We start from the raw sequence: 24,698 nt of genomic DNA, 5'->3' as shown, positions 1-24,698 counted from the left end.
CCCGTACCTGCCTATTCGAGGCGAGCGGTGAGCGGCGCTTCTTTAGCTACGTCCGCGTCGAATACCCAACCCGCGATTTCTTGATCAATTAGCTCCTGTCGATTCAGAAGGAACAGTTGATGTTCTTTTGGGTTCTTAGTGCCAGTCGGTGTTGTGTCTATGTGCCAATGTCGTAAGAAGTACGGCACCAGGCACAAGCTCATGGTAACGATTTTGGTATCGTCTTCCATGTCATAGTCGAAGCGGATAGTTTCAGGATGGTCTGCTTGGGGATGCGGCCCCAGGATAACTGCAACTTCCTTGGTCCATTCTGGATCTTGGTCTATCGATTTTTCCGAAGGGCCACTTTCGGCTACCGCGTGGAAGCGCGCGAGGTTGAAATCCGTGAACCTTTCCTTTGCATGGTTAAAACAGCGAATGTGCCAACGCAGACCGTCATGGACCAGCGCTGCTGGCGACAGAATGCGTTCACTTGCTCCGCTTTCCAGCGACGCGTAGGTAGCTGAAACTTGCTTGTGTTGGTACATCGCCCGGGTCAGCGCAGCGACAAGGCCTACCGGCATTTTTCTCTTTATTGAAGCTTGTACGCTGCTCGCTAGCCGCTTGGCGTGCTCCGGGTTGAGCGCAATTGCGCGTTCCCCAGACAGCGAATACAGCGATTGGTCTACATCATGGGTGAAGATTGGAGTGCCGCCGGCAAAGATATAGCAGCGCTGCCGTAGGTCATATTCCAACATGGTTGGGGCCATTTCTGCATAAAGAGACAGGTCCTTTGTGGCGGCGGGTTCACTGATGCCGAAGCGGGTGACCAAGTCCTTTCGCGCAACTTGACCGACAAAAAATGCCAAAAAATCAATGTAAAACAGGCGCTCCCGCTGCGTATCGCGCTGTAATTCCATAAACAACTCCCAAAAGTTAGCTCGCGATTATACATTAGCCGAGCTTTCAGAAAAAATAAAATATGACGTGATAAAAATTATTGCCACGTAATAAATATCCTTGTATAGTTCACTCATCGGCCAGTTCCGGCCCCCATCTGTCGACGAAAGACGACTATGAATCAGCCAACTCCCCCCAATGAACACGCTGCGGCAGGTGCGGACCACGGCCAGCCCTTCGAAATTATTATCAACGCAGAGTCCTTCGACATTAAGCAAAAGCAGCTGACGTTTCGTGAGTTGTGTTTGCTCGCGTTTCCAGACGGCCAGTTCGGTGAGAACGTCGCCTGGACTGTGACCTACTCCGACCCGCATGGTCCTGAAGGCTCTATGGTGGACGGCGACACTATCAAAGTGAAGAAAGGAATGGTGTTCAATGTTGGCCGATCTGATAAGTCGTAATTCCGACCTCCAGCGACTGCAGGATGACGGATACTCTGTGGAAATTGTGCACAAGACAGGGTTGCATTTGTTGGTGCACGATGTTCCTTATCTCTGCGCTCAACGAACAGTTTTGCGTGGCACCTTGGTCTGTCCGATCTTCCTCAAGGAAGACGGTTTGACGAATGCTCCGGCAAATCATCAGGCGTGGTTCGTCGGTGAGCACCCGTGCACGGTGGACGGCTTGCCGATTTCAGGCATCGTGCATTCGAGTGGTCGGAACGATATGGGTGACGGCATTGTTACCGATCACGGCTTTTCGACAAAGCCGCCGGTAACGGGTATCTACCCAGACTATCACGCGAAAATGTCTCATTACGTCAACATCATTTCAGCGCCAGCACAGCATGTAAACCCGCAAGCTACAGCGAAGTTACACAAGCCGATTCTGACAACGGATGACTCCGTATTTCTTTATGCGGATACAGCATCAACCCGCGCAGGCATCGGCGCCCTCGCTGGCAAGCTTTCTCATTTGCGAATCGCTATTGTTGGTCTCGGAGGCACGGGGTCGTTCATCTTAGATCAGGTTGTCAAAACTCACGTACGCGAAATCCATCTGTTTGATGGGGACGCCTATTACTCGCACAACGCATACCGAGCACCTGGAGCCACTTCGGTTGCAGAGCTGCAGTCGCCTGAATCTAAATCACTACGATATTCGCGCATTTATAGCAGCATGCGTCGCGGGGTTGTGCCTCATGCCGAATACATCACGGAAGAAAACGTCGAGCAATTGGCAGAGTTCGACTTCGTGTTCATCAGCGTTGATAAGGGGGCAGTCCGAGAACTCATCGCGAATGTCCTGATTCCACGCGGCATTCCATTTATTGATGTCGGCATGCACATCCAGATGACCAAAGACGCCTCGACGTTGGTTGGTCAAGTAAGAACTACTCTCTGTTCGCCGAAGAAGCATGATCACTTCGCGCGTCGCGTGCCGACGGACGATACCCAAGTTGATAACGATTATGGCATGAACATTCAGGTGACTGAACTGAATGCGCTCAACGCCATCATGGCTGTCATTCGCTGGAAAAAATATTTCGGAATTTATGATGATCGGATACAGGAACATGAATCAGTGTACGCCATTAACACGCACATGATTACGAAGGACGAGAAAGCGTGAAGGCCAATGAACTGAGGCCTGAATATGTGGAGCTGATGCCGAAGGTAATCGAGGAAGGAGTTCTGTACATCTCGAAGAAATACGGCACAGCGGTTCACAAATGTTGCTGCGGCTGCGGTCAAAAGGTGGTGACGCCGCTGAAGCCCACAGAGTGGACGCTTTCCGTTGCGGCTGGAGGAGTCACGCTACGTCCCTCAATTGGCAACTGGAGCTTTCCGTGTAGGTCGCACTATTGGATTCGGAATAATAGGGTGGTGTGGGCGGGAGACATGAGTGCAGCCGAGATAGAACGTGGCCGTCGATTGGATCGAGCTGCAAAGCAAGAATACTTCGCACGGACTGGCAAGAAACAGGCGACGCCAATAAATCCTCCTGCGGTGCGGAGACCAGGGCTCTGGAAGCGTCTTACTACTTGGCTCACGTCCAGTTAGCGAGATCCGGGGCAGAGCGAGCGTAAAATTCGCTAACTTCTCTGCCCTCGTGCAGGACACTGGCCGACTGGCAAGCTACCTCATGACATGCTCCGGCGGTCACGACTTGATCAGTGAGTCAATAGTGACCTCCGACCGGCACTCGTCCGCAAGCTTCCACTCCTTATCGTCGGGACGTTTTATCCAAAGGTCTCGCCATGCGTTACGACTGTTGCCCGCGATAGTGTTTGCCAAACTTCCAGGTGAAATTGGTTTTCCGTCATAGATAATTTCGTCACCATCCACCTTGGCGTAGAAGTACGCGCCCTTGTACTGCATGCGGATCTGAGTGCCGCTGGGCAGAAACAGATTTTTCCACTGGTAGCCACGAGTATCACTTTCGGATAGAAGCTCTGGCTTCCAACTGGCGTTATCAAGCCAATAGTCAATCGCCACCGATACGATCTCCACCGGATCGCGCGGGTCGCCGTTGCTTCGAAGGAAATTTGCCAGCTCAAGAAACTGTTGAGTGTAGATTGGGACTGATACTTTCGTTTTCATACTTTTTTCTCCTTTTTTTTACTTCATTGAGTCTATAAACAAGAAAAAGCATTGTCAAGCTAAAAAACGTAGAAATAAGAATGAAAACGCAAAGCGCCCAATAACACTATGCTGGGTACAGGCATTAGATGTAGCAGCCCAGATGATCTGACACCGGATGTCAGATGGGATAGTCCTGCATCGATTCTTTCCGCGAGTACGTATCCACAGCTCTCTGACTGGCAAGCAATAGGCTGAAGAAAGTCAATCTTCTTCTCAAGCGCATTCACGCCTGGCGTCTATGCACCGCTGCTGCCATTGGGCGATCTCCTCTGCGTCCCAAGCGATGGACTTGGGGCCGATGGGGATAGGTGCTGGCAACACGCCCGCCTTCACCTTGCGCCAGATTGTGGCGCGGGACCAGCCGGTGGCCTCGATTACCGCAGGCAAGCGGAGGAATTTTTTAGTCGTGGTCATACGATTCTCCTTCGATTGATGAACAGCAAACAATGGAGAGTCATGCCGACTCTCCTCGATCATTCCGGCAGCTCCACGGCTGCACTTCTTTGCATCTCTTCTGCTCCATGCGCTGCGCCCCTGATACAAGTGAGCGGTCATCTCCCCAGATAGATGGAAGTGACCTGCTCACGCCCATGCCCCATCTCCGTCGAAATCTTCAGCCGCGCAGCGTTATCCACCAATTTTTGCGACGCATCCAGCTGTCTGGACGTCGCACCGCCACTGGCTGGACAAGGTCGGCCAGTCAACTCGGCATAGCGCCGCTGCGCGTACTCATGGCGCAGCCCATGCACGCCATGGATGCCAGCCTTGTCGCACTGCGCCCGAAAGCGGTTCAATTGGTCCCGATACCGCAACTGCGCCGGAATCAAGCTGCCTTTGCCCGCCAGCGCCTTGGCCGCATTCAGCACGGCGCGCTGCTGCATGGTGGCAATCGGCACTTCCCGGTACTTGCCGCCCTTGGTCCAGCTATCCTGCAGCCGCAGTATGTTCCCACCATCGGCCCATCCCGGCTTGATCTTGATACTTTCCTCGCGCCGCAAACCAAACGCCGCCTGCAGCTGCAAGGACATGCGCGAATAAGGGTCGCTCACGCGGGCAAGCGTATCGGCGTCCAGCACCTTCGCCTTCGAGACGTTGGTGACAAACACCCGCTCCGCGATGCCGTATTCGCCGTTGGTGCGCGCAATGATGTTTTCCTTGCCGATCTTCTCGGCCCACCAGCGCAAGGCGCTCATGCGATTCTTGATGGTTCCAGTACTGACGCCATCCTGCTTCCACTTGTCGAGCAGCGCCGCCACATGCTTCGGCTTCAGACTGTCCACACTCATATGCTGGAAGCCCCGCTCTGCCAGGTCGTTGGCGCACAGGTTTAATAAGCGCTCGCGGTCGGCCTGCGTCGCAAAGCTGCCATCCCGGTTGCGGTGACACAGTTGCTTGAGCTGGTAGTTCAGGTCGCGCATGGCAAAGTCATCCCTTCGATCTTGGGTTTCTACATCGATGTTGCGTGGTGTAATCCTGTCTGGTAAGTGTTTCTGGCCACCCTCACTGCCTCAGCAGAAAAGGTTGAATCAAGGGCCTCGGGACACCACTCCCGTGTATGCGGTTGCTGTTACTGCCTGCCCGCGCCGCATGCGCGTGTGGCACCGCTGCGCGCTCCCGGAGGGAACTGCCGCAGCGGGGACCAATCACCCAAGGTCCATGGAGTGCACATCGTGCACGGATCAACTTCAACTAATCAGCCCGTTGCGGGCAAAGGACATCGCTGGGCTTGCCTGCGATGCGGGGCGCCTGGCCCGGTCACTGAACAACATCACGCGGTGGAATTCCGCTTGCCGCCTGGGCCTATGCCGTCGGCGGCGCGTCGTCACTGGCAGCACGCCGCCAGTAACGACGCGCGCACGTAGCCATGGCATGTGACGGCATACATGCCAGCATCGCACTCGCGGTGACGATACTGGCCACTCTGAAGCACATGCGCTGGGGGCAGCCGCGATGGCATCGCATCGCTGGCATTTCTGCTGACGGTGCGGCTTGCGGTAAAGCCATGCTGTGCTTCATACGGAGCGCTACCTCGCGGGCATGCGAACCAATCGGGGCAGGAGTCTTGCTCCTGTTTGAGGAAGCGCCCATCGGGCGCAATCATCCAGGCAATCCGACTTGCGGATTGTGGGATATGAAGACGCTGAAGGCAGCGCTTTATCGTGCCGAGATGTGCATACTTCTGCATGGCCCGGCGATATGTCTAGCAGAAACTGCTAAGTATCATGATGGCGGGTGACGACCGCAACGCCTATGCCGCTAAGCATAGGGACATGCTCGATGCATGCCCTCGTGGGAGCGATTCCCACATAAGAGAGCTTCATTTTATGCCGGTTAACGACGTTTGCAAGCGGTTCGTTTCGTCAAGTGCGCTTTTGGTAGTACCCAAAATTGCAGCCCGGACAAAGACTCCGATAGCTACTGCATGTTGTCGCCCTGACGACGTACCCGCCTCCTTGACTCTTTCATCGCGCTAACCAATTGGTCCATGCTCATACCGTTACGTAAATAACTGGCAGCGAGCGCCGTCGCGACACCCTCCAAGTGTCGGGAAACGACCTGCAAACCGTCCTGTTCAATTTGCCGAATGGCTGCTTGCTGGATACTATCCTGTGCTTCACTGATGGAAATGCGCTCCCGCTCCAATGCAGGAAATAAGGCGGTTTCGAGGTGACGGATAGCGAGCAGGGTCGCCCACAGAACACTGGTCTGCACATGGCCCCACTCCGGCTCATCGAATATTTCGTCGATTGGAATAGGCTTTGGCAGTGGATGCAATTTTTCTCGATTGAATTCTGTGCCCGGGTCCTGCTTCCGTTCCAGCATCTGATGCGCTGCAAGCCTGTGTTCGCGGGCTTTGGCGATGGAGACTTCGGGATACCGGCCAAAAGTCAGAACGCTTTCCCCACCGCCTTGCTGGAGATACTTCATGCGCCAGACCTTGCTGCCGCTGGGCTGCACTTCAATGTACAGACCAGCCCCATCGGATAGTTTATATAATTTGTCCTTCGGAGCAGCTTGCTTGATAAGCGCATCCGTGAGGCGCAATACATACTTAGACATGGTGCCCTCCTGTTCCGCCATCCCGGCTGAATTCGCCACTGACCAGCGTTAATCTTGGCGTCTGCGGCGGCACTCCCTTGCCACTGACGGCATCGATGTAGTCGGCCCAATCCTGCATCATCCGGCGCCGTTCCGCCAGGAACTGCGCCCGGTCATAGGCGCTGGCCACCTTATCCTTCGGCGCATGTGCCAGCTGCCGGTCCACGACTTCATGCCGGTAGCCCAGGCGCTCCTTGATGGTGCTCATGGCCAGCGCCCGGAAGCCATGGCCGGTCATCTTGCCCTTGTATCCCATGCGTCCAAGCGCCACCAGTATCGTGTTATTGCTGATCGGCTTTTCGTGGTCGCGCTGATTCGGGAACAGGTACTTGCTGCGGCCCGTGATCGCGTGCAGTTCACGCAGCAGCTCCAGCGCCTGGCGCGACAGGCATACGTGATGGTTGGTCATATCCGGATTGACGGTCAGCTTGCCGCGCTTCATGCGCTGCCATGGAATGATCCACTCGCCGCGCTCCAGGTCAATTTCACTCCAGGGCGTTTCGATCAACTCGCTAGTGCGCACAAAGCACAGCAGCATCAGCCGCAGCGCAATGCGGGTCGGCGCGAACATGCGTGCTTCGTTGCGGTCCAGAATGGCCAAAAACTGCGGAAGTTCGTCGGCGTTGATAGCGGCGAAGTGTCCGGCGCGGACGGTCTTCAACACATCCTTCATATCGGTGACCAGATTGCGCTCTGTGAATCCGCATTGAATCGCGTAGCTGAAAATTGACGCACATAGCGCTCTCAGGCGATGGGCGACTTCACTTGCGCCACGCTCCTCGATCTTGCGCAGTGCGGCGATCAGATCGCGGTGCTTTATCTCATCGATCGGCATGCGGCCGATGGCTGGGAAGATGTCCGCTTGCAGGCGCTGGATGGTGTTCTTGGCGGTGCGTTCGCTCCACGTCGGCACTTTGTTGCCGTGCCACTCGCGCGCGATTTTTTCGAACGTGTTGGACGCCTTATCCTTTGCCAGGCGTTTGGCGTCGTCGCGATGCTTGGCGGGGTCGATTCCTTGCAGCAGCAGGCGGCGTGTCGCCAGACGCTTTTCACGTGCATCCTGCAGGGTAATTTCCGGGTAAGGGCCGAACGTCAGCGTATTCTCTTTGCCGTTGGCCTGCCGGAACTTGAAACGCCAGATGCGGGAACCGGTTGGCGCGACGACGAGGTACATGCCGTCACCATCGAACATTTTGTATGGCCGCTCGCGTGGCTTGGCGTTGCGGATGAGTAAATCTGTCAACGGAGCAATGATCTTTGGCATGGCAAACCTCCTGCGCGGCATGCTGTAAAGATCAATATAGTCGTTTTTTTGAATTTTTGGGGCAAGCGGCAATGGCTGAGTACGAGAAGCCCCCAAACTTGCGCCTACTTGAGGTGGATATCCTGGGACGCTGTGCAACGTCCAGAAACGAAAAAACCGCTTAGAATCAAGGCTCTAAGCGGTTTTTGAGGGACTTCCTGAGACGTCCTGATCTTACTTAATTACTATCCGTGGCGGAGAGAGGGGGATTCGAACCCCCGATAGAGTATTACCCTATACACGCTTTCCAGGCGTGCGCCTTCAGCCGCTCAGCCATCTCTCCTGAAGGCAATGCGCGCGTCTTGCTTGCTCACATTGTGTACTGCATATCGCTTGTCGCGAAGCCGCAGATTATAGCAAAGATTCTACAGACTGCCAAAGTTATTTACCCAGGGGTAAAAGTTTGACCAGGTCCGCCGGAAGGATGCGCCCCAGTGGTGCGCACGGCCCTTCCGGAGGGACTGGCCTGTCTGTTAAGACGTTTCCTTCAGCTGATCCAGGATGGCCGGGTTTTCCAGGGTCGACACGTCTTGCGTGATCGTCTCGCCCTTGGCCAGCACGCGCAGCAGGCGGCGCATGATTTTGCCGGAGCGGGTTTTCGGCAGGTTGTCGCCGAAACGGATTTCCTTCGGTTTGGCGATCGGGCCGATTTCCTTGCCGACCCAGTTGCGCAGCTCCAGGGCCAGCTTCTTGGCTTCCTCGCCCGTCGGACGCGCTTGCTTGAGCACCACGAAGGCGCAGATCGATTCGCCTGTCGTGTCGTCCGGACGGCCCACCACGGCCGCTTCGGCCACCAGCGGGTTAGCCACCAGGGCCGATTCGATTTCCATCGTACCCATGCGGTGGCCCGACACGTTCAAGACGTCATCGATGCGGCCCGTGATGGTGAAGTAGCCCGTGTCCTTGTTGCGGATGGCGCCGTCGCCTGCCAGGTACATCTTGCCGCCCAGTTCTTCCGGGAAATAGCTGGATTTGAAACGCTCGGGGTTGTTCCAGATCGTGCGGATCATCGATGGCCATGGACGTTTTACCACCAGAATGCCGCCCTGGCCGTTCGGCACGTCCTGGCCCGCTTCGTCGACGATGGCGGCCATGATGCCCGGCAATGGCAGGGTGCAGGAGCCCGGCACCATCGGCGTGGCGCCCGGCAACGGGGTGATCATGTGGCCACCCGTTTCCGTTTGCCAGAAGGTATCGACGATCGGGCATTTCTCGCCGCCAATATTCTTGTAGTACCACATCCACGCTTCCGGATTGATCGGCTCGCCGACCGTACCCAGCAAACGCAGGCTGGTCAGGTCGTAGTTGCCTGGATGGACTTTCGGGTCCACGTCGGCCGCCTTGATCAGCGAACGGATGGCCGTGGGCGCCGTATAGAAGATGCTGACGTTGTGCTTCTTGATGGTTTCCCAGAAACGGCCCGCGTTCGGGTAGGTCGGGATGCCTTCGAACACCACTTGCGTGGCGCCCACGGCCATCGGGCCATACGCGATGTAGCTGTGGCCCGTCACCCAGCCGATGTCGGCCGTGCACCAGAACACGTCGTCCGGCTTGATGTCAAAACTCCACTTCATCGTCAGCGCGGCCCACAGCAGGTAGCCGCCGCTCGAGTGCTGTACGCCCTTCGGCGTACCCGTCGAACCGGAGGTGTAGAGAATAAACAGTGGATGCTCGGCATCGACCCATTCCGGTTCGCATTGCGCCGATTGGCCTTCGACCAGGTCGTGCAGCCACGTGTCGCGGCCGGGCACCATCGGCAAGTCGCTGCCCGTACGTTTATACACGATGACGTTTTTCACGGAGTCGCAGCCGCCCAGCGCCAGCGCTTCATCGACGATGGATTTCAATGGCAGTTTCTTGCCGCCGCGCAATTGCTCGTCGCCCGTGATGACGGCCACGGCGCCCGCATCGATGATGCGTTCCTGCAGGGATTTCGCAGAGAAGCCGCCGAACACGACGGAGTGGGTGGCGCCGATGCGGGCGCATGCTTGCATTGCGGCAACACCTTCGACGGACATCGACATATAGATGATGACGCGGTCGCCCTTGGCGATGCCCTTGGATTTCAGGCCGTTGGCGAACTTGCAGACTTTTTCGTGCAGTTCTTTATATGTTGCCCTGGTGACGGTGCCGTCGTCCGCTTCGAAGATGATGGCCGTCTTGTCGCCCAGGCCATTGTCGATATTACGGTCCAGGCAGTTGTACGATACGTTCAGCTGGCCGTCTTCGAACCATTTGTAGAACGGGGCGTTGTCTTCGTTCAGGGTGCGGGTGAACGGCTTTTTCCAGCTCAGGTTTTCACGCGCCAGCTTGGCCCAGAAGCCTTCGTAGTCGGTTTCCGCCTCTTTCACCATGGCGCGGTAGGCGTCCATGCCAGAAATCGTTGCCTGTGCGGCAAATGCTGCCGACGGTTCAAATACGCGCGACTCTTCCGGTCCCTGCTGTTCCGTGCCCTGCCCTTGGTTTTCTGTAGCGCTCATGCTTGTCTCCAGTGTAGTAATTGTTTGCTAACACGATAGACCCCGTGTCTTACGGACGCCTTACATGTCGCGTTTATGCAGCGTTTTACCCCTATCAAGGCTAACCATAAGCGCCTTCGGCAATGGGAGTCAAGGGGACGCCGTACAGTATTTTCACTGGGAAAATGCATGCTGTGCCGAAGGTTCAATACCACTTCGTGTTTCATCAAACCTAATAATCAGGAGCAAGGCCATGCGCAGTAATCAGCAGCAAGTGTAAAATGTCGGGCATACCAAAAATTGGTATTTACTCCCCCAGGAAACCCCACATGATCGACCACCTACCACCGTCATCCAAACATACCAAGCTGCACCCGCTGTCCTCCTTCATCTTCATGTCGCGCTGGCTGCAGTTGCCGCTGTACCTGGGCCTGATCCTCGCACAATGCGTGTATGTCTTCCATTTCTGGGTGGAATTGTCCGACCTGATCGGCGCCGTGTTCGGCAATGATGCAGCCCTGCAGCACGTGCTGACGGCCGTTGCCGTGCCGGGCAGCGCCCTGCCGACCAAGCTCAATGAAGCGACCATCATGCTGGTGGTATTAGGCCTGATCGACGTGGTCATGATTTCGAACCTGTTGATCATGGTCATTATTGGCGGCTACGAAACCTTCGTTTCGCGCATGCACCTCGATGACCACCCAGACCAGCCGGAATGGTTGTCGCATGTCAATGCTTCCGTGCTGAAGACGAAATTGGCGATGGCCATCATCGGTATCTCGTCCATCCACCTGTTGAAGACATTTATCAATGCCAATTCCTACAAGATGGAAGTGATCATTGCGCAAACGGTGATCCACATGGTCTTCATCATTTCGGCCATGGCCATTGCGTACACCGACCGCATCATGACGGTAACCCAGAACCAGGCACGACCGCATTAAGGAGCGCTCCTGCACTACCGTACTAATTAGCAAGCAGCACCAAGCATCAAGTAACTAGCATCAAAGTCTTACCCTTCTTATCCACCGCGAGAACACCATGACTGTCATAAAGCAAGAAGACCTGATCGAATCCGTCGCCGCAGCGTTGCAGTACATTAGCTACTACCACCCTGCTGATTACATCGAGCACCTGGCGCGCGCCTACGCGGCCGAGCAAAGCCCGGCGGCAAAAGATGCGATCGCGCAAATCCTGACCAACTCGCGCATGTGCGCGGAAGGCAAGCGTCCTATCTGCCAGGACACGGGTATCGTCAACGTCTTCCTGAAAATCGGCATGGGCGTGCGCTTCGAAGGTTTCAGCGGCACGGTTACCGACGCCGTCAACGAAGGCGTGCGCCGCGCGTACAACTTCGACGACAACAAGCTGCGCGCGTCCATCGTGGCCGACCCGCACTTCGACCGCAAGAACACCAAGGACAACACGCCAGCCGTCGTGCACATGGAACTGGTCGAAGGCAATACCGTCGACGTGAAAGTGGCTGCCAAGGGCGGCGGCTCGGAAAACAAATCCAAGATGATCATGATGAACCCGTCCGACTCGCTGGTGGACTGGGTCATGAAGACCGTGCCGACCATGGGCGCCGGCTGGTGCCCGCCTGGCATGCTGGGCATCGGCATCGGCGGCACGGCTGAAAAAGCCATGCTGATGGCAAAAGAAGTGTTGATGGAAGACATCGACATGTTTGAGCTGAAACAACGCGGCCCGCAGAACAAGCTGGAAGAATTGCGTATCGAACTGTGCGACAAGATCAACTCGCTGGGCATCGGCGCGCAAGGCCTGGGTGGCCTGACGACCGTGCTCGACGTGAAAATCATGATGCACCCGACGCACGCCGCGTCGAAGCCCGTCGCCATGATCCCGAACTGCGCCGCCACGCGCCACGGCCACTTCGTGCTGGACGGCTCGGGCCCAGCCTACATGGAACCGCCATCGCTGTCGTCGTGGCCGGAAGTGCACTGGACGCCGGACACGGAAAAATCCAAGCGCGTCGACCTGAACACCCTGACGAAAGAAGAAGTCGCTTCGTGGACGCCGGGCCAGACCTTGCTGTTGAACGGCAAGATGCTGACGGGCCGCGACGCCGCGCACAAGCGCATCCAGGACATGCTGGCCAAGGGTGAAGAGTTGCCGGTCGATTTCAAGAACCGCGTGATCTACTACGTCGGCCCAGTCGACCCGGTGCGCGATGAAGCCGTCGGCCCGGCCGGTCCGACGACCGCCACGCGCATGGACAAGTTCACCGACATGATGCTGGAAAAAACGGGCCTGATCGCCATGATCGGCAAGGCCGAACGGGGACCAGTGGCCATCGAATCGATCCAGAAACACCAGTCGGCCTATTTGATGGCCGTGGGTGGTGCCGCCTATCTGGTGTCGAAAGCCATCAAGCACGCCAAGGTGCTGGGCTTTGCCGACATGGGCATGGAAGCGATCTACGAATTCGACGTGGTCGACATGCCGGTGACGGTGGCCGTGGATGCGAAAGGCACTTCGGTGCACAACACTGGCCCGAAAGAGTGGCAGGCAAAGATCGAGCAACTCAATAGCGTCAGCAAGATTCCCGTGACGGTCGCTTAAACAAGCACTACCATTAACGCCGCGCGGCAACACAGCGCGGCGTTTTTTTATCTTCTTCGGCTTTATATGACTTCTATTGCAAGCAATGCCCGCCCGGACGCCCCCATCGGCATTTTTGACTCCGGCGTGGGCGGCCTGTCGGTGCTGCGCCATATCCGCGCGCAGCTGCCGCAGGAAGACCTGATTTACTTTGCCGATTCCGGCTATGCGCCGTATGGCGACAAGACGGAACAGCAAGTGGTCGACCGTTCGCTGGCGATCACCGCCTTTTTATTGCAGCAAGGCGCAAAAGCGCTGGTGGTGGCGTGCAACACGGCCACCATCGCCGCCATCAAGGCGCTGCGCGCGCGCTATCCCGACCTGCCCATCGTCGGCGTCGAACCGGGATTGAAACCGGCAGCCGCCATCAGCCGCAATGGCAAGATCGCCGTGCTGGCCACGGAACGCGCCTTGCGCGGCGACAAACTGCTGGCCTTGCGCGAGCAGGTGAGCGCCGCCACGGGCGCCACATTCATCTTGCAGCCCTGCATCGGCCTGGCCGACCGCATCGAACAGTGCGAGCTGGGCACCGATCCGCAGGACGCCACCAGCGCCATGCTGGAACGCTACATCGCCCCCATGCTGGAACAAGGCGTCGACACACTGGTGCTGGGCTGCACGCACTACCTGTTCGTGCAGGACGCCATCGAACGCACGGTGCGCACCCACACGCAGGAACAGATCACCCTGGTGGACACGGGCGACGCCGTGGCGCGCCAGCTGGCCCGTCTGCTCGATGCGGCAAGTTTACGCCGCATCAACAACGACGCGCCACGACTGCAAGGCTACACGACGGCCAAGGTCGAGTCCCTGGCGAAAGCCTTCGCCGGTTTGCTGGACTTGCAGCCGCCCGTCGAACACCTGTCCGTGTGAGCGGTGGGAGCAAAAGCGACCGTTTTCATGCAATCTTTCGATTCTTTAAAAAAGACTGCATTTAGATTTGCCACTTTGCCGAGTTCTTTGTATAATTCGGCACCTGTTCAGCAAAACAGCTAAACAGGTAAGTAAGACAGTGGTGGCTGTAGCTCAGTTGGTAGAGTCCAGGATTGTGATTCCTGTTGTCGTGGGTTCGAGCCCCATCAGCCACCCCACAGAATTAGCAGGAAAATCAAAGGGTTACACGCTTCGGCTTGTAATCCTTTTTTTGTTTTATAGCCTGCTTACATTCTCCATGTAGGCACCATGTAGGTTTCTTACGCAGCCACTGATCAAACGATGAATCTTTATCACTATACGAGTCACGCAGGCCTTCTAGGGGTAGTAAGTTCACGTAGTGTTTGGGCAACTGACAGTCGCTTCCTAAATGACTCGACCGAGATTGTGCACACGGTTTCGTTAGCCAAGCGGATAGCTGGACATATTTATATGGACGATGACTATTTGGCCCCCCTTGCCCATGTACTTCGGCATGCTTTGGAAACCATGGAAAATCAGGCAGTATTTGTAACGTCGTTCAGTGAGAAACCTGACCTCTTAAGCCAGTGGCGTGGCTACTGCCCTGGGGGAGCCGGTGTATGTATCGGGTTTAACAAGAGCGAAATAGAGTCGCATTGCGCTCAGTTAGGATATCGTCTAGAAAAATGCGTGTATCAGCACGATATATTGCGGGGACGAATCGAGGAAATTGTAGGCGATTGCTTTGCAAATCTTCCACAGCCTAACATCAGCCGACAGCAATATGACAACCTCAGTTCGCGGGAGCAAGCTGAGTATGCAATTAACTACCATTCCAGACTTGGACATATTCTTGATGAAAGCGCCATCGATGAGATACTTGGCGAGGCATGCAAAAAGATTGTCATGCTTGCACCATTATTCAAGCACGAGGGCTTTCATGAGGAGGCCGAATGGCGGATAGTGGCCACCGAACCCGTCGGAGTTACACTTCATTTCAGGCCCGGGCCGTCATACCTTTGCCCTTATGTCGAGGTTCCTATCTTGAAAAATATGACCACTTTAAGAGAGGTTATACTTGGGCCAAATCCAAACCTTCAAAGAGCTCAGACCTCTGTCCAGATGATGCTTTCGTTTGAAGGATTTGATGACGTGAAAGTTAACGCCTCGTCCCTTCCCTTTAACAACTGGTAATTCTAACCAAAATATCTAGAATATTTTTAAGGCAATTTTCTTACTTGAGCACGCCCAAGATATTTGCACGAGAGACGTTATACGAACGGGCGAGCGCGCTAACGCTCTCGCCCTGCTCGAACTTGGCGACAATCTGGGCACGCTGCTCCGCTGTCGTCTTCGACGGCCGCCCCAGCGTCTTGCCTTCGCTCTTGGCGCGGGCCAGGCCGGCCTGCGTGCGCTCCACCAGCAAATCGCGCTCCATCTCGGCCACAGCTGCCAACATGGTCATCATCATCTTGCCCGCTGGCGAAGTCAGGTCCAGCTTGCCAAGCTGCAGCACGATGACGGCAATCTTGCGGGCGGCCAGCAGCTTGACGGTGGCGCCGACGTCCTGCGCGTCGCGGCCGAGGCGGTTCAGCTTCGCCACCACCAGAGTTTCGCCATTGCGAATCTGGGCCAGCAGCGCGGCAAACTCCGGGCGCTCGCTGGCGCTGGTCTTGCCACTGATGGTATCCGCATACCAGTAATCGACCTGGTGGCCGGCCGATTCAATTTCCATCTTCTGGTTGTCTGCGGTTTGCTCTTTGGTGCTGACGCGGCCGTATGCGAAGGTTGCCATGGTGTTGCTCCGGTTAAGACTGTTAGAAAACACTGTTAGAATATATCGACCTGTTAGAAATGGCAAGCCCTATATTTCCAACATTGACTTGTGTTGATACTTGTAGATGTTAGAAATCGTTCGTTTTCTAACACTCAATGCATCCTCCCATGAAACCAACCCACCATTGTAGAATTAACAAATTGCAACTTCCACGATTCGCTTATGAAATTTGGTTACTTTCTTATTCGGTACCTCCCGATGTCACGGCTCCGTAAAATCGGTTGGGAACGCTGGCTCACGAAGCGCGCCTTCAAAAAACAAGTCGAAGAGATGAAAAAGCGACTGCATCCGGAAGAATTGCATGAAAAGCTACGAGATATAGACAGCGATGAGCACTATGAACTCAGCATGCTCTCTGAAGAGGAGGCGAGTATTAAAAGCGATAAAATTATTGCTTTAGCACGTCTCTTGGATGTGCCAATTCCTCAGCGTCAAGATGAACACGGGGTGCAATCACCCGACTGGCAGGAAGGAAGCATCATGTACCGTTTTGCCTTATCTGAGGGCGGGAGAAGCCGACTGCGAGAGGATATTCGCAAGGAAAAGAAAGCACGGCACGAGCAGAGGGTTAGATGGCTCGCCTGGCTGACTCCAGCCATTGCCGCAGCGGGCATCGTTGCCACCATCCTGACGCGCAAGTAGAGATATTATTTCATCATCCCCGTACAGTGTTCGATGGCATCATCAGGACGGCCCGAAAATTTAGTCAGCGCCAGCACATTTCCTGAAAGTTCAGGTAATGTGCTGGCGCTGTGTAAATACCCGCTCAGGACTGAGCAGATTCTCTTTGTTGATGCCAACCACCGCCAGCAACTGGCAATCCACGAAGGCGCTCACTTTTTGCCGAAGATGCTCACATAGTTTAATGAGCACCTTCGACGCTTTTTGAGCACCTTCGGGAATTCGCAGCTCACAGCCGCCAAGTCCAGCCCTCTTTCATGCCTCCCTTGATTGCCGCCACGCCAAGGGCCTTTTGTGCCCGCCGTACTGTTGCCCAAGAATAACCAGCACCGTCCGCATCAGCTTTGATTTGGCGCGTTGGTAATGGCCCGTCCGCCAACAGGTCGCGCAGGAACTGCTCCGCGTCCAGGCGCTCACCGCCGCCCTCGCTGTCGTCGTGCTCGACGTCACCCAAGATTTCCCGAGCCGTGCCCTCGATGGCGCCGGCCCATACAGCGTGCGTCGCCTCGATGCCGCCGGCGATGGTGGCCAGCTCCAGCGAGTAGGCTACGCCGCCATCATCCGGGGCAATGTTCGATTTCGCCCTGGCCATTACGCGCCGGTTGCTGCCCTCTTCCTTCGCAGTCACTAGCACCATGCGGGCCAGCGCGCCGAAGGCCTGGGAGCCGATAACGCGGTCCTGCGGCGCTTTCCCTGCGCCGGCCTTGGCAAAGTGCGTGATACCGATGACCGCGCAGCCGTGAGCGTCCGCGAAGTCCACCACCGCCTGCAGGCTGCGGCGCACGTCATTGGCGCGGTGCATGTCGCCGGCGACGGCCGACACAATCGGGTCTATCAGCAACAGGCTCACGCCGCCAATGGCATCAACTGCGCGGCGCAGGTCCGGTATGTCCTGCGACGGGTCGAAGGGCACACTTTCACCATCCTGCGCGATACCCTCAATGAAGTGGCAGCGCGCCAGGTCGGCGCCGGAGGCAATTAGCCGCGGCACCAGCGTATCGTCGGCCACATCCTCACTCGACCAAATCAGCACGTTGCCCAGCTGCTTGCACTGGCTGCCATCTGGCCAGCGTCCGCCGGCAGTCAGCACGGAGGCCAGCGCCAGGGCGAGCGTAGTCTTGCCGGTACCGGCGGCGCCGGCCAGGATGGTCAACTTTCCCGCAGGCCCCCAGCCGGGCCACAACCAGGTGATGGGCAATGGCTTGATGTCGGCCCCGCACCGGATTTTTACCACCCGTTCGCCGCGCTGCATGCTCCGGTCGAACTGGCGGGCCGTTTCTCCCTGGCGGTCCAGCTCGATGCGGGCGGCGCGCGCAGCGTCATCCTCCCTGCCCAGGGTAAAGCCAGCCATCTGGCCATCTGTGTGTTTGTCCGCCATCATGATTCCGCCAGTTTGAGAAAGGCCGTGCGTTTGTGGTCACCGTCAACCAACAACAGCCGGCGCGGCCTGGCCTGATACAGCCGGTCGGACAGCGTCCGCAGCGCGCCGTATCTGGTCAGCTTTCCGGGGAATATCAGCACCACGTCCAGGCCGGCCACCGCGCGGCACTCCAGCGCCGTGGGCAGGTTGGCCGGGTCGATTTCGATGGCGTTGCGTTTGGGCGGCAACATGCCGACACCCAGCCACAGGACGCCGCCCAGCGGCGCCAGCCCATACTCGGCGCGTATGCGTGCCAGTTCCGCTAGAGTGCTCATACGCGACCGCCAGGCATGTAGAAGTGGTAGGGAAGCACAAGCAGGATGCGACTGCGGCCGGGTTCCGCGAATTGGTCGATGCAGCGCAGCGCCTGCTCAAGCGTCATGCTCAGCACTCGGCTGCTGGCGCTGGTCGGCGTACTGAGGGCGGAGCTCATGCTGCACCGCCAATCTTTGCTGCAGCAGCGCGCCATATGTTTTTGCCTTCCTCGATGCCGGCAAAGAAAGCATCAGCGGCGGCCGTGCCCACCTGGTACGGCATGTCGAAGTCCTTGCGCTCGATGCGGTGCTCAAGCGCCATGCGGGCACCGGCCTTGTATTCATTGCCGCGCGGCGTGCGGACGTTGGAGAACGCGGTTTGATAAAGCTGGTCGACGGACAGGGCTGCTGCTGGGATGTGTTGGGGTGTGATGGTGCCTGGCATGGTACTGCCTCCAAAGTCGGTTACAAAACCGAACACCACGCTGCTAAACGGGGTGAGCGGCGAATGGCGGGTTAGCAGACCGGTGACAAAGGAAACCGGCAGGCCGAAGCCTCCCACCACCGCCGCTCATTGAAAGGCTACAGTGGTACGGACGAAAAAAAGCCGCCGGATGGCGGATGTCCGCCTTGTCAGTTCGGGCTGCTAAACCCGTTCCCCTCTTTATCGAGGACGTTTTTAGGATAGGCCAGCTGGAAGGAACCGTCAAGGCGTTTTCGTCCGGCGTAGTTTACCAGCGACAAGCCCAAGTTGCATTAAAATAAATTCTTTACCTGCATCAGCAACTTTAGGAGGGCATCATGCAAAGCATGGGCACGGGAATTTGGAAGGTAGCCGGCGTATTTGCGCTGGCCGTACTATTGGTGGGGTGCAGGGGCGACGACAACGACAAGCCGGTGTATGGCGAGGGTACAGGGCTGCCGGTGAACTGCCGAGCGTATGTCCAGGTGGCTGTTGATGGGTACCGTGCGAAGCGCCACACGGCAGAAGAAACGATGGCAGGGTTAGAGCGCAACTGCGGCGCTGATGGTGGCATATGGAAGAAAAATCGAGGTTGAGGTAGGAGTAAGTGTGGCAATAATTTAAAGGACAGAGATGGGCAAATTTAAACCAAGTATGACTAACGAAGAAGTTGTCTATAAAGGCCGGCGCATCACTGTTTATTTGCATAGTCAGCCTGCCAACCAATGGCTGGCTGAAATCTCAATAGACGGGAAGCCGCGACCAATCGATAGGATTAGCGCCGCAAGTCAAGATTTCATCTACCGTAATGCCCTCGGCTCGGCAAAAAGAATGGTGGACGCAGAGGAGTGACGGGGCGAGCATCAGGCAAGCACGGTGCATTCACGGTAGATGCACCCCGTGCGCGCCACTGCCGATGGCGGGAATATTTCCGTGGTCGGCGCTAGCGCTGGCTGGCAGTTCAACTGGCGACCTGGCCCAGCGCCCGGACACGCTTTGGAACACCACTTTAGCGCAGTCCTTTCGAGCATACTAATTTAGAGGCAGCGCGCTGGCAGGACGCGTGCCGCGAATCATAATATTCATTTCTCGGCTTCACTATTACCTTGGCAGGATGTTATGCTTTATCAATTCAAACGGCGTCAGTAAATAGGAATTTTTCATGACCGAACAAGAATTGCGAGAGCACTTAGATTTTATAGATGGCATTCAGAAAGCTCAGATGCTCGTTCTCCGCGAGTTGTTGCGTGAGAACGCGGAATTGAAGAGTAAAGTAAGAAGATACGCTGAACAGCTTGATGAAAACCCACTTAACGCAAGCCTGTCAGATGTGCAGTTAGGCGCTATGAAAACACATATGCTCGGGCTCTCCGAATAGGTAATTTTTAAGAACCAAACTAGGCCCCCCATGTTTCCACGCGTTTTATATTTGGATGACCAGCGGTCGTTGGAGCTGAACTGGTTTGGCATAGGCACGCTTCAAATGCGGCGCAGGGAGGGCGGCTTACGCCGCGCCGACCCTATTCAAAAACAGGTATTTTTGCGAGTAGTTCAGGCTTTTGAAAATGCAGGGCAAACTGTGAGCCCTGCAAATCTCAAGTGTTCTAATTTGATGCAGGATTTTGCTGAATTGTTAGAGCACCCTCCTTCTAGCCTGAGGTGGAAAACACTGCTTGCGGCAGATCTTGATGAGGTGGGTGGGCAGTATGCGCAGGATTAATTTGCATTCTCGAGTGATGACTCATGCCGCCGCAAACTTAGACAAGCTTAAAAGAAATCCATATGGAAAAGACTACCTGCCCCTCGTGTCAAAAAGTGGAAGGCATCCCACTGCTTTGGGGGTTCCCAGATGAAAAACTGTTCCAACGCTCGGCCAACGGAGAGGTTCAGCTCGGAGGCTGTGTAGTGTCTAACTTGAAACTTAATTGTCATTGCCGGAACTGCGGCTATCAATGGGAGGCGCAGCAACCTCTGCACTCTCAAATTCAGCGAACAGTTAAAAAAAAGAAGCCAGCCGCGTTAGTTATACGAGCGAAATCTAAGCGACATAGAAAAACAAATTCAATCAGAAACCAACGAAATACTGAAAAATCGCCAATGAATAGGCATGAAAAATCATTGCCACAGCCAAAGAAAAGTATTTCTCTCCTACCCACGCTAATTGTGTTTGTGCTTGCGCTAGTTATCACCTTCACCGTTACCGGTGGGGTACTCTGCGGCGATGGCTGGGCATCAAGTGTCATAGGTCGGGCAGGTGCTTGCTCACAGCATGGCGGAGTAAACCGTTTACCTCAAAAACTGGCATTTTTCGCAAGCATTGTCGTGGCAATACTCTTTCACATTCATAGAGAAGGGAAAATAAATTCCCGTTGATTGGGCTCTCACTGCTCAGCGCCAACCATTTGTCATGCATGCAGCGCACCTCATGATTAGATGGCGCCGTACTTGGCCGGGGTTTTTAATTGACCTGGCTAGTGGAGCGGAGTGGCACCCCAGAAGTGGCCCAATGGGTTGCCATCCGGTTTCCAATCGGTTCTGAAACGGTATCGAAAGGGTTCCATCAACGCCAGCAAGCTGCCAGAAGAATTTCAGGCAACTGCCTCTGGTCACAGACCGGAATTAATCAGGTCTGTGCGGTGCTGACACGGTGTTGTCGGCGGAAGCGTTCCTGCCATCGGGACGAAGTCTGTCCAGCAGCAGGACGACCCCGCGTTCGCCCCCACCTTTTTGGGGGAAACCCACTGTAATTCGTAGCGCCAGCGCAACGGCCGTTCAACGCTCGATGTCGCCGAATCGGTACTGAGTAGGTCGCGTATCGCATCCAGGTCGCATCCGGATAGGAAGCGGCTGGGTTTCCGGAATACTTCCGCGCAAGACTGGCCTGGCATGCAATGCTCGAGGCTTCCCAAACGGCTTCAAAAGGGTTGCCAACGGGGGGGCCCGCAACGACCTAAAACGCGTTGCTGGCATTGCAGGTACCGTTGCAGGTCGCATGCACGCCTTTGGCCAGGGCATTCCTCATCTTGAAACATGCGTGCGTCGAGGATGGAGGTGATACGGGGGGGGGGGAATCCCGCATGTAGAAACGCAGCGCCGCAGACGCGGATGGTAGCACCTCCAGGCTAGTGCATCGCCCTCCTGGTGTTGTTAGCTGCGAATGAAGAGTGCACTCTAAGTGTTGGGCCAACTGGCCAGGATGTCGTTTAGGAGTAGGTTTTCGTGCGTACTAGGCTGCATACCTGCTTGGTGCGCACAGGACTCATTCGTAATGCTGCTGTAACGCCTTGCGTTAATGGGTGCGAAACCTGGTAGGTTCCTATTTGTTATTCGTTAGGTTTTTCTCGATTTTCATGTCTGTCAAATACGACACCTACTTCCATAAGCTGCAGCATTGTCGGCTGTAACTGTTTGGACGGAATACGACCTTCGCGTTCCAGAGATGCAGCCCAGAAATTGGTTTATAGGTAAGCATGCTATATTGGTATTTTTTATTTTTTCATTGAGAGTTACTACTATGGATCGCACTTCCTTTCATTTGCCATTTACCGAGCAGCACGTCCCAAAATGGCCTTGCCCAACATGCCGCAACGGACACCTTACCTTAGCTCCAAAGACTCTATCGTACAAGCAGACCTTTGAAAGTTCTCAAGATCAAGACCATGAGTACTGGGAGCCCGACTGGGTTAGATATGTCTTCTCATGCCTTTTTACATGTAGCAATGCCGATTGTAAGCAAGCTATTACTTGTTGCGGCGACGGAAGGGTAAACTATTTTGAATTTGAGGACGATGAACATGGATGGAGGCAAACTACCGATGATGTCTTTACGCCAAAGTACTTCAATCCGCCGCTAGTGCTGATGGACATCCCGGCGAATTGTCCCGCTGAAGTAACTGCAAACCTCACCAAATCCTTTGCTCTGTACTTCGCTGATCCTGGTGCTGCGCTGAACTGCGCACGAGCTGCAGTCGAGGCGCTACTAACAGCACTAGGAATTAAGAGATTCACGATCGCCAAGGGAAAGAGGCGATTGATTTTCTTGCACCAAAGAATACCACTCCTTCCTAAAAAATATGAAGAACTAAAGGAAATGCTGTTGGCAGTAAAGTGGCTCGGGAACGCCGGTAGTCACGATGGCGATAAGCTCAATTCTGGAGATGTTCGAACTACTTACGACCTCCTTGAACACGCACTTTCCGAGATATACGAAGGCAAAGGAAAAAAATTGAAAGCTATCGCAAAAAAGGTAAATAAGAAAAAAGGGCCGCTGAAATAAAACCTTACTGGGTGCTTGAAACAAAGCGTTTTCGCAGCTAAAGCCCCTTCTCTGAAATGGTGCTAACTATTCATAATTTGCGTTTTTAATAAGGCAGTGCTAAATTTTGACCCAAGCATATTGAGAGTAAGTACCGTGAGTGATAGGAGCCTTAGGTGCGCCGCCATTACATCTCGCATTAGTTACCTTTCGCTGGTGGCGCGTTCGACCTGTTGCCACCAGATACTTATCCAGTTGTACTGTGCCAGCCGCCTGCGTTGCCTGGTCCTGGCCCTCAACCGCCGCCACTGCTGCCTTTTGCACCGCTAGAACTGGCGCCGCCCCTGCCGGCAGCGCCGCTACTGCTTCCGCCACTCTTGCCATGACTGCCTCCGTCGCGGATGATTCCAGCGCAAGCCAAGGCTACGCCTGACGCCCATTTATTGGCGCACAACTGCGTACCAACCTGCGCACTTATCCACACAAAACATTGAGATATCTGGTTTGATTTTGCGCGTAAATTTGGTGATTTCTCCTATGGGAAGCACCTTCGCGGGTGGTTTGGAAACTCGCACTCAAGTGCGCACCCAAACCTCACTCGCTGCGCCTCATTCGGCCATGGACGCATGCAAATTACTGATAAACTTGCATAACAAAAATCGTTGGAGTCGCATCGCATGGACCGGACTGAGTATATCCCACCACCCCTACACGCAAAAATAAACCAGTTCGCCATCCGCTGTTTTCGAGATACGGGCGATGCTGACTATATCGCCGCTCGAATGGCTATGCGGGCCCGGCTCGCGATTCCATTTCTCTGGTCCGCTGAGCAAGCCGTTGAGAAGTATCTAAAGTGCATCTTGATGTTGAACAGGCAGAAAACTAACGACCTGTCGCACGATATCGAACGTGCTCTTAAGCTAATCAATACTGCGCTGCCATTCACCGTTGAGCTTCGGAAAGATGAGCAAGACGTTTTTGACCATATTGCTCAGTGTAACGGTGACCGGTATCTGATATTTTCCCTGTCCCTGGACGATATCGAAGTTATAAAGTTGGACCGGCTCGTTTGGCACCTTCGCCAATACTGCCAGCCCTTGGACGTCATCCACTACGCCGATGAGCCTAGCCAGCAAGTGTTGCTCGAAAACGTACGACGTATCGAAGCAGGGCTGGAACGCCCGGATAAAAATGGGCACATTCCGGGTGCCTTTCTGGAGCAGGTACTGGGCAATCGCAACCATCGTGCTCACGGTGCACTTGTATGGAAAAACTTATATTTTTCGCGTTCAAACCGAAAGCGCGTGCTATTTGAAGATGGGTTTCAAGCTATAAATGCGCCGTTGTGGCTAGACCCTGAACTGGCGGAAGAGGCTGCGAAATGGATGAAAATTCCCAAACCCATCATTGCAGCCGCCCGAGACTTGGCGAAGCAGAGAGTAGACGAAAAGGCAGTATTTAAGCGAAATTCGGCCGATGCGGCGGCTAGTCCTGTGCCAGCTGACCTGCCTCCCGCGCGGCCTGCTCAATGATGCGAGCGGCCAGCACCAGGTTACCCATGCTCTCGGCCTGTGCAGCTACCCGCTCCAATACGCGCAGGCGGTATGCCTGGCAGGTAATGGGGATATCGTCCAGCTCGGCCAGCAGCCGCGCCCTGGTGTCATAGAACACGGCCCGCCACTTGACGCCCAGCTTGGCGCCGGCCCTCCGCTCAGGGTGGTACGCCTCGATGCGCTGACGTGACACGGTGAGCCCGAATTTTTCCTTGACGGTGCTGGCCACCTGGGCGGGCGTGTCGAAGCACGCCAGCTCTATGACAATGTGCATGATTACAGCGGTTGGAAGGGTCGCCATCAGTTCTAATCCGTCAAGGCAGGTCAAGCAAGG

The 24,698-nt window shown here is 55.4% G+C and carries 27 protein-coding genes and 2 tRNA genes; 16 read left to right on the top strand and 13 right to left on the bottom strand.

Annotated elements, in window-relative coordinates; translation table 11 throughout:
* Positions 1-11: 11 nt before the first annotated feature.
* Positions 12-899 carry a WYL domain-containing protein gene (locus tag U0004_RS06885; protein WP_070257192.1) on the bottom strand — a complete coding sequence of 296 codons (888 nt, stop codon included), beginning with the start codon at positions 897-899 and terminating at the stop codon, positions 12-14.
* Positions 900-1,055: 156 nt separating this feature from the next.
* Here U0004_RS06885 and U0004_RS06880 point away from each other — a divergent pair, with 156 nt between their 5' ends.
* Genes U0004_RS06880 through U0004_RS30095 form a run of 3 tightly spaced genes read left to right on the top strand, consistent with a single transcriptional unit; the run spans position 1,056 to position 2,942 of the window.
* The gene (locus U0004_RS06880; RefSeq protein ID WP_081345678.1) at positions 1,056-1,340 is read left to right on the top strand and encodes a multiubiquitin domain-containing protein; all 285 of its coding nucleotides are present in this window, start codon (positions 1,056-1,058) and stop codon (positions 1,338-1,340) included.
* Positions 1,315-2,511, top strand: coding sequence for a ThiF family adenylyltransferase (locus U0004_RS06875; protein ID WP_070257190.1), 1,197 nt, complete (start codon positions 1,315-1,317; stop codon positions 2,509-2,511). The genes U0004_RS06880 and U0004_RS06875 overlap by 26 nt, the downstream gene beginning before the upstream one ends.
* 35 nt (positions 2,512-2,546) lie before the next feature.
* A complete protein-coding gene (locus U0004_RS30095; RefSeq protein WP_071653686.1) occupies positions 2,547-2,942 on the top strand; it encodes a DUF6527 family protein in 396 nt (131 codons plus the stop codon).
* 99 nt (positions 2,943-3,041) lie between these two features.
* Here the strand turns inward: U0004_RS30095 and U0004_RS06870 are convergent, their stop codons facing one another.
* From U0004_RS06870 to acs, 7 genes are all read right to left on the bottom strand, one after another.
* Positions 3,042-3,482 (bottom strand): hypothetical protein, encoded by a 441-nt coding sequence (locus tag U0004_RS06870; RefSeq protein WP_070257188.1) that lies wholly within the window; start codon positions 3,480-3,482, stop codon positions 3,042-3,044.
* A gap of 255 nt (positions 3,483-3,737) precedes the next feature.
* Positions 3,738-3,938, bottom strand: coding sequence for a helix-turn-helix transcriptional regulator (locus tag U0004_RS06865; protein WP_070257186.1), 201 nt, complete (start codon positions 3,936-3,938; stop codon positions 3,738-3,740).
* A gap of 137 nt (positions 3,939-4,075) precedes the next feature.
* Positions 4,076-4,942, bottom strand: a complete 867-nt coding sequence (locus U0004_RS06860) for a phage integrase N-terminal domain-containing protein (RefSeq protein ID WP_070257184.1) — start codon at positions 4,940-4,942, stop codon at positions 4,076-4,078.
* A 997-nt stretch (positions 4,943-5,939) separates the two neighbouring features.
* Positions 5,940-6,584: a DUF4102 domain-containing protein gene (locus U0004_RS06855; protein ID WP_167468634.1), complete on the bottom strand. Its 645-nt coding sequence runs from the start codon at positions 6,582-6,584 to the stop codon at positions 5,940-5,942.
* On the bottom strand, positions 6,577-7,887 hold the full coding sequence (locus tag U0004_RS06850; RefSeq protein WP_070257178.1) for a tyrosine-type recombinase/integrase: 1,311 nt from the start codon (positions 7,885-7,887) through the stop codon (positions 6,577-6,579). Before U0004_RS06850 ends, U0004_RS06855 begins: the two co-directional genes overlap by 8 nt.
* A gap of 231 nt (positions 7,888-8,118) precedes the next feature.
* A tRNA-Ser gene (locus tag U0004_RS06845) sits at positions 8,119-8,209 on the bottom strand.
* A gap of 190 nt (positions 8,210-8,399) precedes the next feature.
* Positions 8,400-10,406, bottom strand: a complete 2,007-nt coding sequence (gene acs / locus U0004_RS06840) for an acetate--CoA ligase (RefSeq protein WP_070257176.1) — start codon at positions 10,404-10,406, stop codon at positions 8,400-8,402.
* 308 nt (positions 10,407-10,714) lie between these two features.
* Here acs and U0004_RS06835 point away from each other — a divergent pair, with 308 nt between their 5' ends.
* The 5 genes from U0004_RS06835 (at position 10,715) to U0004_RS06815 (ending at position 15,095) form a co-directional block, all read left to right on the top strand.
* A complete protein-coding gene (locus U0004_RS06835; RefSeq protein WP_034784515.1) occupies positions 10,715-11,329 on the top strand; it encodes a YqhA family protein in 615 nt (204 codons plus the stop codon).
* Positions 11,330-11,426: 97 nt separating this feature from the next.
* Positions 11,427-12,968 carry a fumarate hydratase gene (locus U0004_RS06830; RefSeq protein ID WP_034784516.1) on the top strand — a complete coding sequence of 514 codons (1,542 nt, stop codon included), beginning with the start codon at positions 11,427-11,429 and terminating at the stop codon, positions 12,966-12,968.
* A 66-nt stretch (positions 12,969-13,034) separates the two neighbouring features.
* Complete coding sequence (gene murI / locus U0004_RS06825; RefSeq protein ID WP_070257173.1) at positions 13,035-13,880, top strand: glutamate racemase; 846 nt, start codon at positions 13,035-13,037, stop codon at positions 13,878-13,880.
* Between the two features lie 142 nt (positions 13,881-14,022).
* Positions 14,023-14,098: transfer RNA gene (locus U0004_RS06820), tRNA-His, on the top strand.
* Positions 14,099-14,372: 274 nt separating this feature from the next.
* On the top strand, positions 14,373-15,095 hold the full coding sequence (locus tag U0004_RS06815) for a DUF2971 domain-containing protein (RefSeq protein ID WP_167468633.1): 723 nt from the start codon (positions 14,373-14,375) through the stop codon (positions 15,093-15,095).
* A 40-nt stretch (positions 15,096-15,135) separates the two neighbouring features.
* Here U0004_RS06815 and U0004_RS06810 read toward each other — a convergent pair whose 3' ends face one another.
* A complete protein-coding gene (locus U0004_RS06810; RefSeq protein WP_070257170.1) occupies positions 15,136-15,696 on the bottom strand; it encodes a recombinase family protein in 561 nt (186 codons plus the stop codon).
* 204 nt (positions 15,697-15,900) lie between these two features.
* Between U0004_RS06810 and U0004_RS06805 the strand changes: the two genes are divergently transcribed.
* Positions 15,901-16,380: a hypothetical protein gene (locus U0004_RS06805; RefSeq protein WP_070257168.1), complete on the top strand. Its 480-nt coding sequence runs from the start codon at positions 15,901-15,903 to the stop codon at positions 16,378-16,380.
* A gap of 268 nt (positions 16,381-16,648) precedes the next feature.
* Here U0004_RS06805 and U0004_RS06800 read toward each other — a convergent pair whose 3' ends face one another.
* The 3 genes from U0004_RS06800 to U0004_RS06790 all read right to left on the bottom strand — a co-directional run bounded on the left by U0004_RS06800 (position 16,649) and on the right by U0004_RS06790 (position 18,538).
* Positions 16,649-17,800, bottom strand: coding sequence for an AAA family ATPase (locus U0004_RS06800; protein WP_231958453.1), 1,152 nt, complete (start codon positions 17,798-17,800; stop codon positions 16,649-16,651).
* On the bottom strand, positions 17,797-18,114 hold the full coding sequence (locus U0004_RS06795) for a hypothetical protein (RefSeq protein ID WP_070257167.1): 318 nt from the start codon (positions 18,112-18,114) through the stop codon (positions 17,797-17,799). Before U0004_RS06795 ends, U0004_RS06800 begins: the two co-directional genes overlap by 4 nt.
* Before the next feature lie 154 nt (positions 18,115-18,268).
* Positions 18,269-18,538, bottom strand: a complete 270-nt coding sequence (locus U0004_RS06790) for a hypothetical protein (protein WP_070257296.1) — start codon at positions 18,536-18,538, stop codon at positions 18,269-18,271.
* Positions 18,539-18,894: 356 nt separating this feature from the next.
* Between U0004_RS06790 and U0004_RS06785 the strand changes: the two genes are divergently transcribed.
* The 7 genes from U0004_RS06785 (at position 18,895) to U0004_RS06755 (ending at position 24,343) form a co-directional block, all read left to right on the top strand.
* Positions 18,895-19,152, top strand: a complete 258-nt coding sequence (locus tag U0004_RS06785) for a hypothetical protein (protein ID WP_217495246.1) — start codon at positions 18,895-18,897, stop codon at positions 19,150-19,152.
* Between the two features lie 37 nt (positions 19,153-19,189).
* Entirely contained in the window at positions 19,190-19,408 is a 219-nt protein-coding gene (locus tag U0004_RS06780) for a hypothetical protein (RefSeq protein WP_139144167.1), read from the top strand.
* A gap of 310 nt (positions 19,409-19,718) precedes the next feature.
* Positions 19,719-19,934, top strand: coding sequence for a hypothetical protein (locus U0004_RS06775; RefSeq protein ID WP_070257165.1), 216 nt, complete (start codon positions 19,719-19,721; stop codon positions 19,932-19,934).
* Positions 19,935-19,964: 30 nt separating this feature from the next.
* Positions 19,965-20,276 carry a hypothetical protein gene (locus tag U0004_RS06770; protein WP_115057423.1) on the top strand — a complete coding sequence of 104 codons (312 nt, stop codon included), beginning with the start codon at positions 19,965-19,967 and terminating at the stop codon, positions 20,274-20,276.
* A gap of 62 nt (positions 20,277-20,338) precedes the next feature.
* Positions 20,339-20,929: a hypothetical protein gene (locus tag U0004_RS06765; RefSeq protein ID WP_139144166.1), complete on the top strand. Its 591-nt coding sequence runs from the start codon at positions 20,339-20,341 to the stop codon at positions 20,927-20,929.
* Between the two features lie 1,141 nt (positions 20,930-22,070).
* Complete coding sequence (locus U0004_RS06760; RefSeq protein ID WP_167468632.1) at positions 22,071-22,832, top strand: DUF4145 domain-containing protein; 762 nt, start codon at positions 22,071-22,073, stop codon at positions 22,830-22,832.
* Between the two features lie 656 nt (positions 22,833-23,488).
* Complete coding sequence (locus U0004_RS06755) at positions 23,489-24,343, top strand: HEPN domain-containing protein (RefSeq protein WP_139144164.1); 855 nt, start codon at positions 23,489-23,491, stop codon at positions 24,341-24,343.
* Here U0004_RS06755 and U0004_RS06750 read toward each other — a convergent pair.
* Entirely contained in the window at positions 24,297-24,665 is a 369-nt protein-coding gene (locus U0004_RS06750; protein ID WP_070257161.1) for a DUF2280 domain-containing protein, read from the bottom strand. The genes U0004_RS06755 and U0004_RS06750 overlap by 47 nt on opposite strands.
* Positions 24,666-24,698: the final 33 nt, after the last annotated feature.

This window comes from Janthinobacterium lividum, from assembly GCF_034424625.1.
GTDB lineage: Bacteria > Pseudomonadota > Gammaproteobacteria > Burkholderiales > Burkholderiaceae_D > Janthinobacterium > Janthinobacterium lividum.
This window is presented reverse-complemented; position numbering and strand designations above follow the sequence as displayed.

Coding starts and splice junctions, on each gene's coding strand:
- U0004_RS30095 (WP_071653686.1), top strand. CDS start 2,547: ATGCCGAAGGTAATCGAGGAAGGAGTTCTGTACATCTCGAAGAAATAC.
- U0004_RS06795 (WP_070257167.1), bottom strand. CDS start 18,114: ATGAGCACTCTAGCGGAACTGGCACGCATACGCGCCGAGTATGGGCTG.
- U0004_RS06760 (WP_167468632.1), top strand. CDS start 22,071: ATGGATCGCACTTCCTTTCATTTGCCATTTACCGAGCAGCACGTCCCA.
- U0004_RS06750 (WP_070257161.1), bottom strand. CDS start 24,665: ATGGCGACCCTTCCAACCGCTGTAATCATGCACATTGTCATAGAGCTG.
- U0004_RS06815 (WP_167468633.1), top strand. CDS start 14,373: ATGGACGATGACTATTTGGCCCCCCTTGCCCATGTACTTCGGCATGCT.
- U0004_RS06780 (WP_139144167.1), top strand. CDS start 19,190: ATGGGCAAATTTAAACCAAGTATGACTAACGAAGAAGTTGTCTATAAA.
- U0004_RS06835 (WP_034784515.1), top strand. CDS start 10,715: ATGATCGACCACCTACCACCGTCATCCAAACATACCAAGCTGCACCCG.
- U0004_RS06885 (WP_070257192.1), bottom strand. CDS start 899: ATGGAATTACAGCGCGATACGCAGCGGGAGCGCCTGTTTTACATTGAT.
- U0004_RS06755 (WP_139144164.1), top strand. CDS start 23,489: ATGGACCGGACTGAGTATATCCCACCACCCCTACACGCAAAAATAAAC.
- U0004_RS06790 (WP_070257296.1), bottom strand. CDS start 18,538: ATGCCAGGCACCATCACACCCCAACACATCCCAGCAGCAGCCCTGTCC.
- U0004_RS06855 (WP_167468634.1), bottom strand. CDS start 6,584: ATGTCTAAGTATGTATTGCGCCTCACGGATGCGCTTATCAAGCAAGCT.
- U0004_RS06775 (WP_070257165.1), top strand. CDS start 19,719: ATGACCGAACAAGAATTGCGAGAGCACTTAGATTTTATAGATGGCATT.
- murI (WP_070257173.1), top strand. CDS start 13,035: ATGACTTCTATTGCAAGCAATGCCCGCCCGGACGCCCCCATCGGCATT.
- U0004_RS06865 (WP_070257186.1), bottom strand. CDS start 3,938: ATGACCACGACTAAAAAATTCCTCCGCTTGCCTGCGGTAATCGAGGCC.
- U0004_RS06810 (WP_070257170.1), bottom strand. CDS start 15,696: ATGGCAACCTTCGCATACGGCCGCGTCAGCACCAAAGAGCAAACCGCA.
- U0004_RS06785 (WP_217495246.1), top strand. CDS start 18,895: ATGCAAAGCATGGGCACGGGAATTTGGAAGGTAGCCGGCGTATTTGCG.
- U0004_RS06800 (WP_231958453.1), bottom strand. CDS start 17,800: ATGATGGCGGACAAACACACAGATGGCCAGATGGCTGGCTTTACCCTG.
- U0004_RS06870 (WP_070257188.1), bottom strand. CDS start 3,482: ATGAAAACGAAAGTATCAGTCCCAATCTACACTCAACAGTTTCTTGAG.
- U0004_RS06765 (WP_139144166.1), top strand. CDS start 20,339: ATGGAAAAGACTACCTGCCCCTCGTGTCAAAAAGTGGAAGGCATCCCA.
- U0004_RS06860 (WP_070257184.1), bottom strand. CDS start 4,942: ATGCGCGACCTGAACTACCAGCTCAAGCAACTGTGTCACCGCAACCGG.
- U0004_RS06770 (WP_115057423.1), top strand. CDS start 19,965: ATGTTTCCACGCGTTTTATATTTGGATGACCAGCGGTCGTTGGAGCTG.
- U0004_RS06875 (WP_070257190.1), top strand. CDS start 1,315: ATGTTGGCCGATCTGATAAGTCGTAATTCCGACCTCCAGCGACTGCAG.
- U0004_RS06880 (WP_081345678.1), top strand. CDS start 1,056: ATGAATCAGCCAACTCCCCCCAATGAACACGCTGCGGCAGGTGCGGAC.
- acs (WP_070257176.1), bottom strand. CDS start 10,406: ATGAGCGCTACAGAAAACCAAGGGCAGGGCACGGAACAGCAGGGACCG.
- U0004_RS06805 (WP_070257168.1), top strand. CDS start 15,901: ATGAAATTTGGTTACTTTCTTATTCGGTACCTCCCGATGTCACGGCTC.
- U0004_RS06830 (WP_034784516.1), top strand. CDS start 11,427: ATGACTGTCATAAAGCAAGAAGACCTGATCGAATCCGTCGCCGCAGCG.
- U0004_RS06850 (WP_070257178.1), bottom strand. CDS start 7,887: ATGCCAAAGATCATTGCTCCGTTGACAGATTTACTCATCCGCAACGCC.